Genomic DNA, 15,138 nt, shown 5'->3' on the forward strand with positions numbered 1-15,138 from the left:
TAAATGCATGTTTAATCCCCCGGCTACGACACGCACGTCCCCGACGCGCCGCGCCGCGCCAGTGCAGGAGGTCCAGCCATGAATGCTCCGCTCTTGACCACGCCGCGCGTGGAGCCCTTCTTCTTCGACGCCGAACCGGGCACGCGTTTCAGCCTCTACCACGCGCCGAATCCGCAGGTCGCCCCGCGCGGCGCGATCCTGTATGTCCATCCTTTTGCCGAGGAACTGACGCGCACGCGGCGCATGGCGGCGCTGCAGTCGCGCGCCTTTGCCGAGCTGGGATTCGCGGTCCTGCAGATCGATCTGTTCGGCTGCGGCGACAGCTGCGGCGAATTCAGCGCCGGGCGCTGGGACATCTGGCGCGAAGACCTGGTGCTGGCCGCGAACTGGCTGGCCGAGCGCGACAGCGGCCCGCTGACGCTGTGGGGCCTGCGCCTGGGCGGCCTGCTGGCCCTCGACGTCGCCGCCCGGCTGCAGCCGCGCCGCCTGCTGCTGTGGCAGCCCTATCTCAGCGGGCGCGCCTGCATCAATCAGTTCCTGCGCCTGTCCGAGCAACTGAAGGACCCGGCGCCGGGCGCGCCGCGCAGCACCTCGGCCCTGCGCGCCCAGCTGGCCGTGCACGGGGCGATCGAGGTGGCCGGCTTCGAGGTGGCGGTGCCGCTGGTGAAGGCCATCGATGCCTGCGACGCCGCGCAGTTGACGCTGCCGCCCTGCGACGTCCACTGGCTGGCCTACGCCGGACCGGCGCCGGCGCGTGCCGCCGCCGGCGCCGCGCGCCTGAAGGAACGCTGGGCGGCGGGCGGCGCCCAGCTGCACTATTACCAGCTCGACGGCGCCCCCGAGTGGAGCGGCGCCGGCCACCTCGATTGTCCCGAGCTGCGCGCGGCAACCGCCACCCTGTTCGCGGGAGAGCCATCATGAAACTCGAGCAGCGCGCCCTGCGCTTTTCCTCGGGCGGCAACGCCCTGATCGGCATCGTCGACGTGCCCGAGCGGCCGCTGGCGCGCGGCCTGCTGGTGCTGGCCGACAGCCGCCAGTACCGCACCGGCAGCCACCGCCAGTTCACCCTGCTGGCGCGCCTGCTGGCCGGGCGCGGCGTGGCCGTGATGCGCTTCGACCGCAGCGGCGCCGGCGACAGCGAGGGCCGCGACGGCAGCGCCGACGACAGCGCAGATCTCGGCGCCGCGATGAAAGAATTGTTCATCCACGTGCCCGAAATGAAAGAATCTGTCATCCTCGCCGCCGGCGACGCCACCCGCTCGGCGGCGCTGTATGCCGCCGGCGATGCGCGCGTCACCGGCCTGGCCCTGTTCAATCCCGAATTGCCGGCGCCGCCGCCGCAGGAAAGCGGCGCACGGCGCTACATGCGGCGCTTCGCCCCGAAACTGCTGCGGCGCCACCTGCCGCACGCTGCGCCGCCCCGCGCGGCCGCCCTGCCGGCCGAACTGGCCGGCGCCTTCGATGCCTACGCTGGCCATATCCTGCTGGTGCTGGGCAGCGCCGATCCGGCCTACGAGCGCACCGCGCGCCTGCTGGAGCGGCGGCGCGCGCATTGCCGCCGGGTCGAGATCGCCGGCGCCGACGGGGATTTCAGCCGCAGCGACTGGCGCGAAGCGGTGGCCGCCGCCAGCACCAGCTGGCTGACTTCCTGGTGAGGCCAGGCGCAAGGCGCCGGGACGGATATGGTGCAAATCGCTTATAGTGATGCCCTTGTATACATATTAGACTTGCCATGAAATTTGACGTCGCTATTGTCGGCAGCGGTTTGGCCGGCTTGTCGGTGGCTTTGCATCTCGCCGAGACGCGCAAGGTTGCAATCATCTCGAAACGCGCCCTCCTCGACGGGGCCAGCAACTGGGCGCAAGGCGGCATCGCCGCGGTGCTCGATTCCGGCGACAGCCATGACCAGCACATCGCCGACACCCTGGTGGCCGGCGCCGGCCTGTGCGACGAAGCGGCGACCCGCAGCATCGTCGAACACGGGCGCGAAGCGATCGAATGGCTGATCGCGCAGGGCGTGCCCTTCACCCGCGACGCCTCCGCCGAACTGGGTTTCCACCTGACGCGCGAGGGCGGCCACAGCCAGCGCCGCATCATCCACGCCGCCGACGCCACCGGCCACGCGGTACAGGTGACGCTGGAACAGAAGGTGCGTGCACATCCGAACATCGCGCTGTTCGAACACCACTGCGCGATCGACGTCATCACCTCCGACAAACTCACGGGCAAGGGCGTGCACGGTGGCGCCCCGGCGCTGGTCGGCCAGCCGCGTTGCCACGGCCTGTACGTGCAGGACGAGTCGAGCGGCAAGGTCCTGACCTTCGAGGCCGAGCACACGGTGCTGGCCACCGGCGGCGCCGGCAAGGTCTATCTGTACACCACCAACCCGGACACGGCCACCGGCGACGGCATCGCGATGGCCTGGCGCGCCGGCTGCCGCGTGTCGAACATGGAGTTCATCCAGTTCCACCCGACTTGCCTGTACCACCCGTATGCGAAGTCCTTCCTGATCACCGAGGCGATCCGCGGCGAAGGCGGCCTGCTCAAGTTGCCGCCGGAAGCCGGCGTCGCCGCCGGCACGCGCTTCATGCCGGCCCACGACGAGCGCGGCGAACTGGCCCCGCGCGACGTGGTGGCGCGCGCCATCGACTTCGAGATGAAGAAGCGCGGCCTCGATTACGTCCACCTCGACATCAGCCACCAGAGCCCGGAATTCCTGCAGGAGCACTTCCCGACCATTTACGCGCGCTGCCTGGAACTGGGCATCGACATCACGAAGGAGCCGATTCCCGTGGTGCCGGCCGTGCACTTCACCTGCGGCGGCGTGGTCACGGATCTCGCCGGGCGCACCGACATCCCAGGCCTGTACGCGGTCGGCGAGACGGCCTGCACCGGACTGCACGGCGCCAACCGCCTGGCCAGCAATTCGCTGCTCGAATGCGTGGTCGTGGGCCGCGCCTGCGCCAGCCAGATCGCCGCCGCGCCGCCCATCGACAGCCCAGTGCTGCCGCCCTGGGACGAGAGCCGCGTCACCAACGCCGACGAGGAAGTCGTCATCGCCCATAACTGGGACGAGCTGCGCCGCTTCATGTGGAACTACGTCGGCATCGTGCGCACCACCAAGCGCCTGGAGCGCGCACAGCACCGGATCAAGTTGTTGAAGGAAGAGATCGACGAGTACTACCGCAACTTCCGCATCACCCACGACCTGCTCGAGCTGCGCAACCTGGTCGACGTGGCCTCGCTGATCGTGAACAGCGCGCTGTCGCGCCACGAGAGCCGTGGCCTGCACTACTCGCGCGATTATCCCGACACCCTGCCGAAGGCACTGCCGAGCGTCCTGACGCCGGCGCGGCGCTAGGGATGCGGGCCGCATGAACCGCAAGCTCAGCGTCTCCACCGCCCTGCTCCTGACCGTGCCGCCCGTGCTCTGGGCCGGCAATGCCATCGTCGGGCGCCTGGTGCGCGACGCCGTGCCGCCGATGACCCTGAACCTGCTGCGCTGGAGCATCGCGCTGCTGGTGCTGGTTCCGCTGGGACGCGCGGCGCTTCGAGAAGGCAGCGGCATCCTGGCCAACTGGCGCCGCTACAGCCTGCTGGGCCTGTTCGGCATCGGTCTTTACAACTCGCTGCAATACCTGGCCCTGCAAAGCTCGACGCCGATCAACGTGACCCTGGTCGCTTCCGGCCTGCCGGTCTGGATGCTGCTGGTCGGGCGCCTGTTCTTCAAGGTGCCGGTCAAGCCGCGCCAGATCGTGGGCGCCGTGCTGTCGATCGTCGGCGTGCTGGTGGTGCTGTGCCGGGGCGATGTCCAGCAACTGGCCGGGCTGCGCCTGGTGACGGGCGACCTGTACATGATCCTGGCGACGATCGCCTGGTCCTTCTACAGCTGGCTCTTGATGCAGCAGCGCGACGTGCCGGGCATCCGCGCCGACTGGGCCGCCTTCCTGCTGATGCAGGTCGGTTACGGCGTGCTGTGGTGCGCGGCGCTGTCCGGCATCGAGTGGTCGGTCCAGGACGTCGATGTCGCCTGGAGCCCGACGGTCGCGGCCGCGCTGCTGTACGTGGCGATCGGGCCGGCGATCGTCGCCATGCGCTGCTGGGGCGCCGGCGTGCAGCGCGCCGGGCCGACCCTGGGCGCCTTCTTCATTAACCTGACGCCGCTGTTCACGGCGCTGCTGTCGTCCGCCTTCCTGGGCGAGGCGCCGCACTTCTACCATGCGCTGGCCTTCATGCTGATCGTCGGCGGGATCGCGGTGTCTGCGCGCCAGCGCTGACCCAGTGGTGCTAGCATCCTTGCTGACAGGAGGATGCATTGCGATGTCTGAAGGATTCACGATCACCGGGCAGGCCGAGGTCTTTGCGGAGATGCTGGCCGCGTTCCTGGCGCGCCATCCGACCACCCTGGTGCTGACCGGCGCCGGCCTCTCGACCGCCTCGGGCATTCCCGACTACCGCGACCGCGACGGCGTGCGCCGCGGACGCCAGCCGATCCAGGGGCCGGAATTTCGCAAGCTGGAAGCCGTGCGCCGGCGCTACTGGGCGCGCAGCATGGTCGGCTGGCCGACCCTGGCGCGGGCGCGTCCGAATGCCGGGCACGGGGCCCTGGCCGCGCTGGAGGGCGCCGGCCGCATCGGCCCGGTGCTGACCCAGAACGTCGACGGCCTGCACCAGCAGGCCGGCAGCCGCGCCGTGCTCGAACTGCACGGGAACATCCACACCGTGGTGTGCCTGGATTGCCGCCGCCTGCTGCCGCGCGCAGCGGTGCAGCGCATGCTGGAAGACGCGAATCCGCATTTGATGGGGGCGATGGCGGTGCCGCTGCCGGACGGCGACGCCCAGATCGAACCCGAATCCCTCGGCGACTTCCACCTGCCCTTCTGCCCGCACTGCGGCGGCACCCTGATGCCGGACGTGGTGTTCTTCGGCGATAACGTGCCGGCGGCGCGCACGGCCCAGGCGCTGGCGCTGATGGAGGCGGCCGACGCCTTGTTGGTGGTGGGGTCCTCGCTGATGGTGTTCTCGGGCTTTCGCTTTTGCCGCATGGCGGCCGAAGCAGGAAAGCCGATCGCCGCCGTGAATCTCGGGCGCACCCGGGCCGACCATTTGCTCTCCATGAAAATCGAGGACTCGGCGGAGCTGCTGCTGCCGCAGGTGGCGCGCCTGCTGGGGTGATCGGAACGCAGACGTTGCGGGTGCCGGACAGCGGCCGGTGGCGCGGTGGTGCTGTTCCGCGTGGACACAGGTGCCTTGCGCGGCCCGGTCCACCCTACGGACCGCCACGGTGCATACCCGGTGGGTACGAGTACCCACCCTACCCGACGATGCGCAGGGAGTAGTCCGTCGCGCGGACGTCCTTCGTCAGGCTGCCGATCGAGATGCGGTCGACGCCGGTTTCGGCGATGGCGCGCACGGTGCCCATGTTGATGCCGCCCGAGGCTTCGAGCAGTGCGCGGCCGGCGTTGACTTTTACCGCTTCGCGCATCATGTCCAGGTCGAAGTTGTCGAGCAGGACCGAGGTGACGCCGGCCGCCAGCGCTTCCTCGAGCTGGGCGATGGTCTCGACTTCGATCTGCACCGTGACGCCGGCGTCCAGGGCCGCCGCATTCTCCAGCGCGCGGGTCACGCCGCCGGCCGCCGCGATGTGGTTTTCCTTGATCAGGATGCCGTCGTACAGGGCCATGCGCTGGTTCTGGCCGCCGCCGACGCGCACCGCGTATTTCTGCGCCTGGCGCAGGCCCGGCAAGGTCTTGCGGGTGTCGAGGATGGCGGCGTTCGTACCCTGGATCACGTCGACGTAGGTGCGGGTGGCGCTGGCCACGCCCGACAGCAGCTGCATGAAGTTCAGCGCTGCGCGTTCGGCCGTCAGCAGCGAACGCGGCGAAGCCGCGATGGTGCAGACGACGGAATCGGCCGCCATCAGGTCGCCCTCGGCATACTGCCACTCGATCTCGGTATCCTGGTCGATGGCCAGCATCACTCCTTCGAACCAGGGCGCGCCGCAAAGCACCGCGGCTTCGCGCACGATGACGCGCGCCTGCACGCGGGGTTGGAGCGGGACCAGCATGCCGGTCAGGTCGCCGCTGCCGACGTCTTCCAGCAGCGCAGCGAGGATGTTCTGTTCGAAGGCGGCTTGCAGCTTGTCGTCGAACTGGGAATGCGGATTACGCAGGGTCGTCATGCTGGGCCTACTCCCGAGAAAAGCGTGGTGTTCTGTTCGAGCGCGCCGCTTGGCAGCGCCTTCGTCTTCTTGGCGGCGGCGAAATCGAGCATGCGGTCGATGGCGCGCACGGCTTCCTTGCCGATGACCGGGTCGACGAAGACCTCGTTCGCGCCGGATTCGAGCACGTCGGCCAGGTTCTTCAGGCCGTTCATCGCCATCCACGGGCAGTGCGCGCAGCTTTTGCAGGTGGCGCTGTTGCCGGCGGTCGGGGCTTCGATGAAGGTCTTGCCCGGCGCGGCCATGCGCATCTTGTGCAGGATGCCGTTGTCGGTGGCGACGATGAAGGTGGTGGCGTCCATTGTTTGCGCGGCGGTGATCAGCTGGGTGGTCGAACCGACCACGTCGGCCTGGGCCACCACGTTGCTTGGGGACTCGGGGTGCACCAGCACTTTCGCGCCAGGGTGCTCGATCTTCAGCAAATCGAGTTCGATGCCCTTGAATTCGTCGTGCACCAGGCAGGAGCCCTGCCACAGCAGCATGTCGGCGCCGGTCTGCTTCTGGATGTAGGAACCCAGGTGGCGGTCAGGCGCCCACAGGATCTTCTTGCCCTGCTCGTGCAGGTGCCTGACGATGTCGAGGCCGATCGACGAGGTCACCATCCAGTCGGCGCGTGCCTTCACGGCGGCGCTGGTATTCGCGTAGACGACCACGGTGCGGTCCGGATGCTGGTCGCAGAAAGCCGCGAATTCGTCGGCCGGGCAGCCCAGGTCGAGCGAGCAGGTCGCGTCCAGGTCTGGCATCAGGATGGTCTTCTCGGGGCTGAGGATCTTTGCGGTCTCGCCCATGAAGCGCACGCCGGCCACGACCAGGGTCTTGGCCGGGTGGTCGCGGCCGAAGCGCGCCATTTCCAGGGAATCGGAGACGCAGCCGCCGGTTTCCTCGGCCAGGTCCTGCAGGTCGGGGTCGACGTAATAGTGGGCGACCAGGACCGCCTGTTTCTCTTTCAAGAGGCGCCGGATGCGGTCCTTGAGTGCCGTCTTTTCGTCAGGCGATGGCGTTGCGGGGACCTTGGCCCAGGCGTGGGCGGTGCAGGCGGCGCCGTCTTGCGGGTGGTCGTATTCGAAGGTTTTGATCGGGATGTTCATCGCAGCAGATTCGTCAATGAATACAAAACCGGCGCCGGATGATGCGGCGCCGGTCGGAGCGGTGGGTTCGAGAACCCACCCTACTTAATCGATGCCTTGGCTGGTCAGGTACTCTTCGTAGGTGCCGCGGAAGTCGACGACTTCGTTTTCCTTCACTTCGAGCACGCGCGTGGCCAGCGAGGAGACGAACTCGCGGTCGTGCGAGACGAAGATCAGCGTGCCTTCGTACTTGTCGAGGGCGATGTTCAGCGACTCGATCGATTCCATGTCCATGTGGTTGGTCGGCTCGTCGAGCAGCATCACGTTGTGACGGCCCAGCATCAGCTTACCGTACATCATGCGGCCCTTTTCGCCACCGGACAGGACCTTGACCGATTTCTTGACTTCGTCGCCGCCGAACAACAGGCGGCCCAGGATCGAGCGCACGGCCAGGTCGTCGTCGCCCTCCTTCGTCCAGCGGCCCATCCAGTCGGTGAGGATGTCGTCTTTCGGGAATTCCTCGGTCGGATCCTGCGGCATGTAGCCGACGTTGGCGTTCTCGGCCCACTTCACGCGACCATGGTCGGCATCCAGACCCGTGATGGCGCTGCCGCCGATGCAGCGCAGCAGCGTGGTCTTGCCGGCGCCGTTGGCGCCGATGATGGCGATGCGCTCGCCCGCTTCGACCATGATGGAGAAGTTCTTGAACAGGGTGCGGTCGTAGGCCTTGGTCAGGCCCTCGGTCTCGACGGCCAGGCGGTGCAGTTTCTTTTCGCCTTCGAAGCGCACGAACGGATAGGCGCGCGAGGAAGGCTTGAATTCCTCGATCTTGATCTTGTCGATCATCTTGGCGCGCGAGGTAGCCTGGCGGGCTTTCGACTTGTTGGCCGAGAAGCGGCGCACGAAGTCCTGCAGCTCGGCGACCTTCTCTTTCGCCTTGGCGTTGTTCGCCAGCTGCTGGTTGCGCGCCTGGGTCGAGGCCAGCATGTAGTCGTCGTAGGAACCCGGATACACCTTCAGGGTGCCGTAGTCCATGTCGGCGATGTGGGTGCAGACCTGGTTCAGGAAGTGACGATCGTGGGAAATGATGATCATCGTCGAATTGCGCTGGTTCAGCACGTCTTCCAGCCAGCGGATCGTGTTGATGTCCAGGTTGTTGGTCGGTTCGTCGAGCAGCAGGATGTCCGGGTTCGAGAACAGGGCCTGGGCCAGCAGCACGCGCAGCTTCCAGCCCGGCGCCACGGCGCTCATCGGACCCTGGTGCAGCTCGCTGGCGATTTCCAGGCCGAGCAGCAGTTCGCCGGCGCGTGCTTCGGCCGAGTAGCCGTCGTATTCGGCGACCTTGCCTTCGAGCTCGGCGGCTTTCATGTAGTCGTCGTCGGTGGCTTCCGGATTGGCGTAGATGGCGTCGCGCTCGGCGATGGCGTTCCACAGTTCGGTGTGGCCCATCATGACGACGTCGAGCACGCGCACGTCTTCGTACGCGAACTGGTCCTGGCGCAGTTTACCCAGGCGCTCGCCCGGGTCGAGGCTGACGTTGCCGGCCGACGGTTCCAGGTCGCCGCCCAGGATCTTCATGAAGGTCGACTTGCCGCAACCGTTGGCGCCGATCAGGCCGTAGCGGTTGCCTTCGCCGAACTTGACGGAAATGTTCTCGAACAACGGCTTGGAGCCGAACTGCATGGTGATATTGGCTGTACTGAGCACTGGTGTGACCTCTAGCGAAGTTTGCGATTAACCTGCTATTTTACCACCGGCAGGCCCGGTTGGAGGGCGCTGCGGCGCAAGGACAGGTTGATCGTTCAGGAAATGTTGCCGCTCGCGGCGCTTCAGGCGCAACGCAGCGTTGGATAGTCGGATAGCCGCAGGCTGAAGCCCTCGCCGTCCGACACCAGGCGCGCCTGGGCGCCGAAGGGTATCGTCACCCGGCGCGGGCCGTGGCCGAAGCTCAGGCCGGTCAGCACCGGCAGCGGCAAGGTGGCGCGCAGGTGGGCCAGCATGGCGTCGAAATCGTAGCCGTTGTCCATCGGCCCCAGCTTGTAGCCGGAGAAGTCGCCCAGCAGCACGGCCCGCTGCCCTGCCAGCACCCCGGCCTGCATCAGCTGCAGCAGCATGCGCTCCACCCGGAACGGGTGCTCGGCAATATCTTCCAGGTACAAAATGCCGCCGTCGATGCGTGGGAAATAATCGGTGCCGACCAGCGAGGCTAGCATCGCCAGGTTGCCGCCCCAGATGGTGCCGCTCACGTCCAGCGCAGGGTTGCCGCAAGCCTGCTCGGTAATCGTGTGCGTCGGCCCCGCCAGGCAGGACCAGAACTGGTCGAGCGTGAAGTCGACCGGTTCAAGCGCGCCGAAGTCGCCCGCCAGCATCGGCCCGGCATAGCTGAGCGCGCCGGTCCTGGCATACAGGCCCATGTGCAGGGCCGTGATATCGGAAAAGCCGACGAACAACTTGCCGCTGCGCGCCAGGCGCTCGAAATCGATCTGCGGCAGCAGGCGCGTCATGCCATAGCCGCCGCGCAGCGCCATCACGACCTGCACGTCCGGGTTGTCGGCCGCCGCATACAGCTGGGCCAGGCGCGCTTCGTCGGTGCCGCCGAAGCGCAGGTGCACCGCCTCGGGATCGTAGTAATTGTGGACCAGGCAGCCGTGGGCTTCGAGGCGGGCGATGCCGCGGGCGACGGCGTCGAGGTCGTGCGTGTGGCCGGCGGGCGCGACGATCGCGATGCCGAGTTGGGAAGTGATCACTGTTTGACGAAGAGGCGCGGTGTTAAGTCGAAAGCCATCTTACCGCGCGCATGGGCGTCGATCAAGGCAAGCATCCGCTCGTTCAGCTGGGCCGGCAGGTCGTGGCCCATGCCTTCGATGACCTCCAGGCGCGCCCCCGGCACCTGGGCCGCCAGGTCTTCGGCGCAGGCCAGCGGCACCAGCGGGTCGCGGGCGCCGTGGATTACCAGGGTCGGCGCGGCGATCGTGTGCAGCAGCGCGGAGCGGTCGGCGGCGCCGGTGATGGCCAGCATCTGGCGCGTGACCCCGGCCGGGCAATAGCAGCGCCGCAGCGAACGGGCGGCGCGCCGGCGCAGCTGCTTTTCCGGCGTCGGATAGGCCGGGCTGCCGATGGCTTGCTGCACCGCCACCGCATGGTCGATCAGCGCTTCGACGTCGCGGGTGTCGGCCGGCCGCGACAGCAGCGCATGGCGCGCGCTCGGGGTCGGTCCGGGCAGCCCGCGCCGCCCGCTGCTCGACATGATGGCGGTGAGGCTGAGCACGCGCTGCGGATGGCGCGCCGCCAGGATCTGGGCCACCATGCCGCCCATCGAGACCCCGACCAGGTGGGCGCGCGCGATGCCGAGCGCGCTGAGGACGCCGAGCGCATCCTCGGCCATGTCGTCCAGGCCGTAAGGCGGCTTGAACGGCAGGCCCAGGCGGGCCGCCAAGGCGTGCTTGATCCAGCTCCAGACGGGGTTGGGCTTGCCGGCGCGGTCGAATTTGGTGGACAGGCCGCTGTCGCGGTTGTCGAAGCGGATGACGTAGAAACCCAGTTCGACCAGGCCGTCGACGAATTCGTCGGGCCAATTGGTGAGCTGCATGCCCAGGCCGTGCAGCAACAGCACCGGCGTGGACTTGGCGTCGCCGGCGGTGTCGAAGGCAATGCGGATGCCGTTGGCGCTCAGCGTCGGCATGGCGGCTGGGCCGGCGTACGACAGTGCCGGCTTGTGCGTGGGTTGAATGGGTTCGGGCAAAACACGGCTGGTCTCCTGGACTGCCTGTCGGCAGTGCGAAAACCAGCATAGCATTTTCAGCGCGGCGGCGGCGCTCAGGGGCAAGCGTGCGCCGGGTGCATGGCGTGGCTGCGGTAGCCGCGCCACACGCCCGTGGCGCTCAGGTCACAACTTTGCGGGCAGCGGCGCGGCGTTCGGCAAAGAAGCTTTTCAGCATGGTGCTGGCGTCGTCGGCCAGAACGCCGCCGACCACTTCGGTGTGGTGGTTCAGCACGTCATGCGAGAACAAGTCGAGCACCGAGCCGCAGACGCCGGTCTTCGGGTCGCGCGCGGCGTACACGATGCGCGCCAGGCGCGCATGCATCATGGCGCCCGAACACATGGCGCAAGGTTCCAGCGTCACGTACAGCTCGCAGCCCGGAAGCCGGTAGTTACCGAGCTTCTCGGCGGCGGCGCGCAGGGCGACGATCTCCGCGTGCGCGGTCGGGTCGTGGCGCCCGATCGGCTGGTTGTAGCCGACCGCCACCACTTCGCCATCCTTGACGACCACGGCGCCGACCGGCACCTCGCCTTCGAGGCGGGCACGCTCGGCCTGGTCCAGCGCCAGGCGCATGAAGGTAAAGTCGGGATGCGTGAAGTCGGGATGCGTGCAGTCGGCCTGCGGTACGTCGGGTTGCGCCGCCCCTGCCCCGCCAAGCTCAGAGGCGAAAGGCTGGAGCGCGGCTTGTGCGACATCAGGCATCGGTAATCTCTGCCCAGCAGTTCGGGGTTTCGTGCAGTACCAGCTTGTGCAGGCGCAGGCCGGTGCCGAAACGGTCGGTGTAGGCGGCCTTCAGGATACCAAAAGCCACCTGCGCCAGGTTCTCGACGGTCGGGATGCGATCGATCACGACGGTCTTGTGGTCCGGCAGGCTGGCGAGGAAGGCGCGCACCTTGTCATCCTTTTCGTACACGAGGAAGGCATGGTCCCAGACGTCGACCAGGTGTTCCTTGGCCAGGGCCTTGATGTCGGAGAAATCCATGATCATGCCGTTGTCGGAATTGCCTTCAGCCTGGATGACTTCGCCGATCAGCGTGATTTCCAGGGTGTAGCGGTGGCCGTGCAGGTTGCGGCACTGGCTTTTGTGGTCGGGAATCCGGTGGCCGGCATCGAATTCGAGCTTGCGGGTAATGGTAAGCATCAGTCAGGGAATCTGCAAAAGTTTATGGGTCTGGAGGCTGAGCTTCCACTTCGGGTTGCGGCGGCAGGTCTCGATCGCCAGGCGCGTGTTGTGCGCGGCCAGCGGGCCATCCATCGGCTGCACGAAGAAGTTCTCGAAATCCAGGTGCTCGTAGGCGGCCAGGTCCTGGTTCGCCTGCGGAATCACGACCTTGATTTCATTGCCCTTCTCGACCACCAGCGTCGAGCCCATCTTGGGGCTGACGCAGATCCAGTCGACGCCGGCCGGGACCGGCAGCGTGCCGTTGGTCTCGATGGCGATCGTGAAGCCGCGCGCATGCATGGCCTCGATCAGGGCCGTGTCCAGCTGCAGCAGCGGTTCGCCGCCGGTGAAGACCACGTACTTGCTCGGCGCATAGGTGGCCGGCCACAGGCCGTCGATCTCGGCGGCCAGGCTGGCGGCGTCGCGGAACTTGCCGCCGCGTTCGCCGTCGGTGCCGACGAAATCGGTGTCGCAGAACTGGCAGATCGAGGTGGCCCGGTCCGCTTCGCGCCCGGTCCACAGGTTGCAGCCGGAGAAGCGGCAGAACACGGCCGGCCGCCCGGCATGGGCGCCTTCGCCCTGCAAGGTGTAGAAAATCTCTTTGATGCTGTAAGTCACAGTAAGCCTCTCGTCAACCGGCCATTATAACCGCCCGCCACCCCGCTTGCCGACCCCTCCCCCTTTCCGGCCGCCGGAGTGTGGCTATTGCCATACGGCACGGACTTTGATGACCCACAAGGACCCCGCCTGCGACAAGCGGTAACTTGAGTGCCGGAAAGTTCTGATAACCCGTAAGAAGGATCGCCATGAAGACTCCGCTTCTCCGACCAGCCGGCTACCTCCCTGCCCTGATGATCCTGGGCGCCTGCGTGGCCGGCGCGGGCATCCCGGGCAGCGCCTTTCCGTCCTCGACCGTCACCGCCCTGATCTGGCTGCTGGGCGCCGCCGGTGCGCTCTGCCTGCTGCTGCGGCGCGGGATCGATCTCGACGACCGCGCGCGCGAGCTGTCCGCCCGCCTGTGCCTGGAGCAGAAGGCGCGCCAGGTGGCGGAAGGCTCGTTGCAGGACACCCAGGCCGTGCTGACCCGCCTGGTGCGCCAGCAGGAAGGCGTGCGCGAAGGCGAACGCAGGCGCATCGCACGCGACATCGACGACGAAGTCGGGCAAGTGCTGGTCGCCTTGCGCGCGGAAATGTCGCTGCTGCAGGTGGCAAGCGCCGGTATCCACCCCGCCACCCACCAAAAGACCAGCGCCATGATCGTCACCGTCGACCTGGCGCTGCGCTCGCTCCGGGTGCTGGCCGGCGAGCTGCGTCCGCTGGCGGCCGGCGAAAGCCTGGGCGACGCGATGGCGCGCCAGCTGGCCGACTTCAGCCGCCTGCACGGCATCGGCCACCGCTTCGACCTGCAGCCCGAGATTGACGCACCGGCCGGCGAACGCGAAGGCGACGCCCTGCTCTACCGGTCGCTGCAGGAAGCGCTGGCGAACATCGCGCGTGCCGGCCGCGCCACCCGGGTCCGCGTCCAGCTCAGCCGCAACGCCAGCCGCCTGAGCCTGTGCATCGAGGACGACGGCGACACGGCCGGCGACTGCGATTGCGGCCTCGCCGCCCTGCGCGAGCGGGTGAAAAGCGGCGGCGGCGCCCTGCGTACCGAAGCGCTGCCGGGCGGCGGCACCCGGATGGCGATCGCGCTATCCGGAATGGGTGGGGTGGTCCCGGGCTGAGAAGTCAAGCCTGTGAGTATTGCTGTACGTCAATAGCGTCGGAGGCCAGCGGTAGCAGAATCGGTCCTTGTCAGCGATCAATAGATTGCTCAAGGGACACTTCTCAACCGACTTTGAAGGCCGCCTGATGACCAGCACAAGCATGCAGCGCTCGCTCGACGCGACACCCGGAATCGTCGCGCACGGCAAGGACCTCGGTTTCGCCCACCAGTTGATGGAAACCCTGGCGATCCCGGTGTTCGTCCTCGACAGCAATGCCCATGTCCTGATCTGGAACCGTGCCTGCGAGCGCCTGACCGGCGTGCCCGCCGAAGAAATCGTCGGTACCGATCACCACTGGCGCTGCTTCTACGACCATCCGCGCCCTACCCTGGCCGACCTGGTGCTGCAGAATCGCACCGACGAGATCCGCCACATCTACCCGCGCCACGGCAAGCCGCAAGTGGCAAGCTCGCATTTGTCGGTCGAAACCTGGTGCGACATGCCGCGCGCCGGCAAGCGGCGCTACCTGGCCGCCGACGCCAGCGCCCTCTTCGACCAGCACGGCCACGTGACGGCCGTGGTCGAATCGCTGCGCGACCTGACCGAGGAAAAGATGGCGCAGATGGCGCTGGAAAAGCTCGCAACCCGCGACGGCCTGACCGGCCTGGCGAACCGCCGCTGCTTCGACGATACCCTGAACGCCGAATGGCAGCGCGCCCTGCGCCAGCACCAGCCGCTGTCGCTGCTGATGGTCGACGTCGACAATTTCAAGGCTTATAACGATGCCCACGGCCACCTCGGCGGCGACGAATGCCTGAAGCGGATCGCCACCGCGGTCGCCAGCGAAATGCGCGCCAACGACCTGGTGGCGCGCTATGGCGGCGAGGAATTCGCCGTGATCCTGCCGAACCAGTCGCTGAAGGGCGCGGCGATTGTCGCCGAGCGCATCCGGCGCCGCGTCGAGCACCTGCGCGTGCCCCTGTACGCGGCAAACGGCCAGGCGCCGACCCAGCATGTGACGGTCTCGATCGGCGCCGCCACCGCGATTGCCGGGCTTGAGAACGATGCCAGCCAGCTGGTCGCGATTGCCGACGCCGCCCTGTACCGCGCCAAGCACCTTGGCCGCAACCGCATCAGCCTGCCGCTGGCCGAACCGGGCTGAACGGGGCTGAACCGGGCTGGCATGCATACCTTGTAAAGCTGTTCATTCCCTGGGGAATAT

At 67.5% G+C, this 15,138-nt stretch carries 15 protein-coding genes; 7 read left to right on the forward strand and 8 right to left on the reverse strand.

Annotated elements, in window-relative coordinates; genetic code table 11:
- The first annotated feature begins 78 nt into the window (after nucleotides 1-78).
- From QPK31_RS13565 to QPK31_RS13585, 5 genes are all read left to right on the forward strand, one after another.
- A complete protein-coding gene (locus tag QPK31_RS13565; RefSeq protein WP_290423460.1) occupies nucleotides 79-921 on the forward strand; it encodes a hydrolase 2, exosortase A system-associated in 843 nt (280 codons plus the stop codon).
- Complete coding sequence (locus QPK31_RS13570) at nucleotides 918-1,655, forward strand: hypothetical protein (RefSeq protein WP_290423461.1); 738 nt, start codon at nucleotides 918-920, stop codon at nucleotides 1,653-1,655. The genes QPK31_RS13565 and QPK31_RS13570 overlap by 4 nt, the downstream gene beginning before the upstream one ends.
- Before the next feature lie 77 nt (nucleotides 1,656-1,732).
- Nucleotides 1,733-3,361 carry an L-aspartate oxidase gene (gene nadB / locus QPK31_RS13575; RefSeq protein ID WP_290423462.1) on the forward strand — a complete coding sequence of 543 codons (1,629 nt, stop codon included), beginning with the start codon at nucleotides 1,733-1,735 and terminating at the stop codon, nucleotides 3,359-3,361.
- 13 nt (nucleotides 3,362-3,374) lie between these two features.
- Nucleotides 3,375-4,277, forward strand: coding sequence for a DMT family transporter (locus QPK31_RS13580; RefSeq protein WP_290423463.1), 903 nt, complete (start codon nucleotides 3,375-3,377; stop codon nucleotides 4,275-4,277).
- Nucleotides 4,278-4,320: 43 nt separating this feature from the next.
- Nucleotides 4,321-5,175, forward strand: a complete 855-nt coding sequence (locus QPK31_RS13585; RefSeq protein ID WP_290423464.1) for an NAD-dependent protein deacetylase — start codon at nucleotides 4,321-4,323, stop codon at nucleotides 5,173-5,175.
- 139 nt (nucleotides 5,176-5,314) lie between these two features.
- Here the strand turns inward: QPK31_RS13585 and nadC are convergent, their stop codons facing one another.
- From nadC to queE, 8 genes are all read right to left on the reverse strand, one after another.
- A complete protein-coding gene (nadC, locus tag QPK31_RS13590; RefSeq protein ID WP_290423465.1) occupies nucleotides 5,315-6,181 on the reverse strand; it encodes a carboxylating nicotinate-nucleotide diphosphorylase in 867 nt (288 codons plus the stop codon).
- Nucleotides 6,178-7,308 carry a quinolinate synthase NadA gene (gene nadA, locus QPK31_RS13595; RefSeq protein ID WP_290423466.1) on the reverse strand — a complete coding sequence of 377 codons (1,131 nt, stop codon included), beginning with the start codon at nucleotides 7,306-7,308 and terminating at the stop codon, nucleotides 6,178-6,180. The genes nadC and nadA overlap by 4 nt, the downstream gene beginning before the upstream one ends.
- 84 nt (nucleotides 7,309-7,392) lie before the next feature.
- Nucleotides 7,393-8,994, reverse strand: a complete 1,602-nt coding sequence (locus QPK31_RS13600; RefSeq protein WP_290423467.1) for an ABC-F family ATPase — start codon at nucleotides 8,992-8,994, stop codon at nucleotides 7,393-7,395.
- Nucleotides 8,995-9,116: 122 nt separating this feature from the next.
- Nucleotides 9,117-10,034, reverse strand: coding sequence for a muramoyltetrapeptide carboxypeptidase (ldcA, locus tag QPK31_RS13605; RefSeq protein WP_290423468.1), 918 nt, complete (start codon nucleotides 10,032-10,034; stop codon nucleotides 9,117-9,119).
- Nucleotides 10,031-10,969 (reverse strand): alpha/beta fold hydrolase, encoded by a 939-nt coding sequence (locus QPK31_RS13610; RefSeq protein ID WP_290423469.1) that lies wholly within the window; start codon nucleotides 10,967-10,969, stop codon nucleotides 10,031-10,033. Before QPK31_RS13610 ends, ldcA begins: the two co-directional genes overlap by 4 nt.
- 199 nt (nucleotides 10,970-11,168) lie before the next feature.
- Nucleotides 11,169-11,621 carry a tRNA adenosine(34) deaminase TadA gene (gene tadA / locus QPK31_RS13615; RefSeq protein WP_290423512.1) on the reverse strand — a complete coding sequence of 151 codons (453 nt, stop codon included), beginning with the start codon at nucleotides 11,619-11,621 and terminating at the stop codon, nucleotides 11,169-11,171.
- Nucleotides 11,622-11,742: 121 nt separating this feature from the next.
- A complete protein-coding gene (gene queD / locus QPK31_RS13620) occupies nucleotides 11,743-12,189 on the reverse strand; it encodes a 6-carboxytetrahydropterin synthase QueD (protein ID WP_290423470.1) in 447 nt (148 codons plus the stop codon).
- A 3-nt stretch (nucleotides 12,190-12,192) separates the two neighbouring features.
- Nucleotides 12,193-12,828, reverse strand: coding sequence for a 7-carboxy-7-deazaguanine synthase (gene queE, locus QPK31_RS13625; protein ID WP_290423471.1), 636 nt, complete (start codon nucleotides 12,826-12,828; stop codon nucleotides 12,193-12,195).
- Between the two features lie 188 nt (nucleotides 12,829-13,016).
- Between queE and QPK31_RS13630 the strand changes: the two genes are divergently transcribed.
- Nucleotides 13,017-13,934, forward strand: coding sequence for a sensor histidine kinase (locus QPK31_RS13630; RefSeq protein WP_290423472.1), 918 nt, complete (start codon nucleotides 13,017-13,019; stop codon nucleotides 13,932-13,934).
- 214 nt (nucleotides 13,935-14,148) lie between these two features.
- Nucleotides 14,149-15,078 carry a diguanylate cyclase gene (locus QPK31_RS13635; RefSeq protein ID WP_374045809.1) on the forward strand — a complete coding sequence of 310 codons (930 nt, stop codon included), beginning with the start codon at nucleotides 14,149-14,151 and terminating at the stop codon, nucleotides 15,076-15,078.
- The last annotated feature ends 60 nt before the right edge of the window (nucleotides 15,079-15,138 follow it).

This window comes from Massilia sp. YIM B02769 (genome assembly GCF_030411995.1).
Lineage (GTDB): Bacteria > Pseudomonadota > Gammaproteobacteria > Burkholderiales > Burkholderiaceae_D > Telluria.

Coding starts and splice junctions, on each gene's coding strand:
- QPK31_RS13585 (WP_290423464.1), top strand. CDS start 4,321: ATGTCTGAAGGATTCACGATCACCGGGCAGGCCGAGGTCTTTGCGGAG.
- nadB (WP_290423462.1), top strand. CDS start 1,733: ATGAAATTTGACGTCGCTATTGTCGGCAGCGGTTTGGCCGGCTTGTCG.
- QPK31_RS13565 (WP_290423460.1), top strand. CDS start 79: ATGAATGCTCCGCTCTTGACCACGCCGCGCGTGGAGCCCTTCTTCTTC.
- queD (WP_290423470.1), bottom strand. CDS start 12,189: ATGCTTACCATTACCCGCAAGCTCGAATTCGATGCCGGCCACCGGATT.
- tadA (WP_290423512.1), bottom strand. CDS start 11,621: ATGCGCCTGGCGCTGGACCAGGCCGAGCGTGCCCGCCTCGAAGGCGAG.
- QPK31_RS13580 (WP_290423463.1), top strand. CDS start 3,375: ATGAACCGCAAGCTCAGCGTCTCCACCGCCCTGCTCCTGACCGTGCCG.
- nadC (WP_290423465.1), bottom strand. CDS start 6,181: ATGACGACCCTGCGTAATCCGCATTCCCAGTTCGACGACAAGCTGCAA.
- QPK31_RS13630 (WP_290423472.1), top strand. CDS start 13,017: ATGAAGACTCCGCTTCTCCGACCAGCCGGCTACCTCCCTGCCCTGATG.
- nadA (WP_290423466.1), bottom strand. CDS start 7,308: ATGAACATCCCGATCAAAACCTTCGAATACGACCACCCGCAAGACGGC.
- QPK31_RS13635 (WP_374045809.1), top strand. CDS start 14,149: ATGGAAACCCTGGCGATCCCGGTGTTCGTCCTCGACAGCAATGCCCAT.
- QPK31_RS13610 (WP_290423469.1), bottom strand. CDS start 10,969: ATGCCGACGCTGAGCGCCAACGGCATCCGCATTGCCTTCGACACCGCC.
- QPK31_RS13570 (WP_290423461.1), top strand. CDS start 918: ATGAAACTCGAGCAGCGCGCCCTGCGCTTTTCCTCGGGCGGCAACGCC.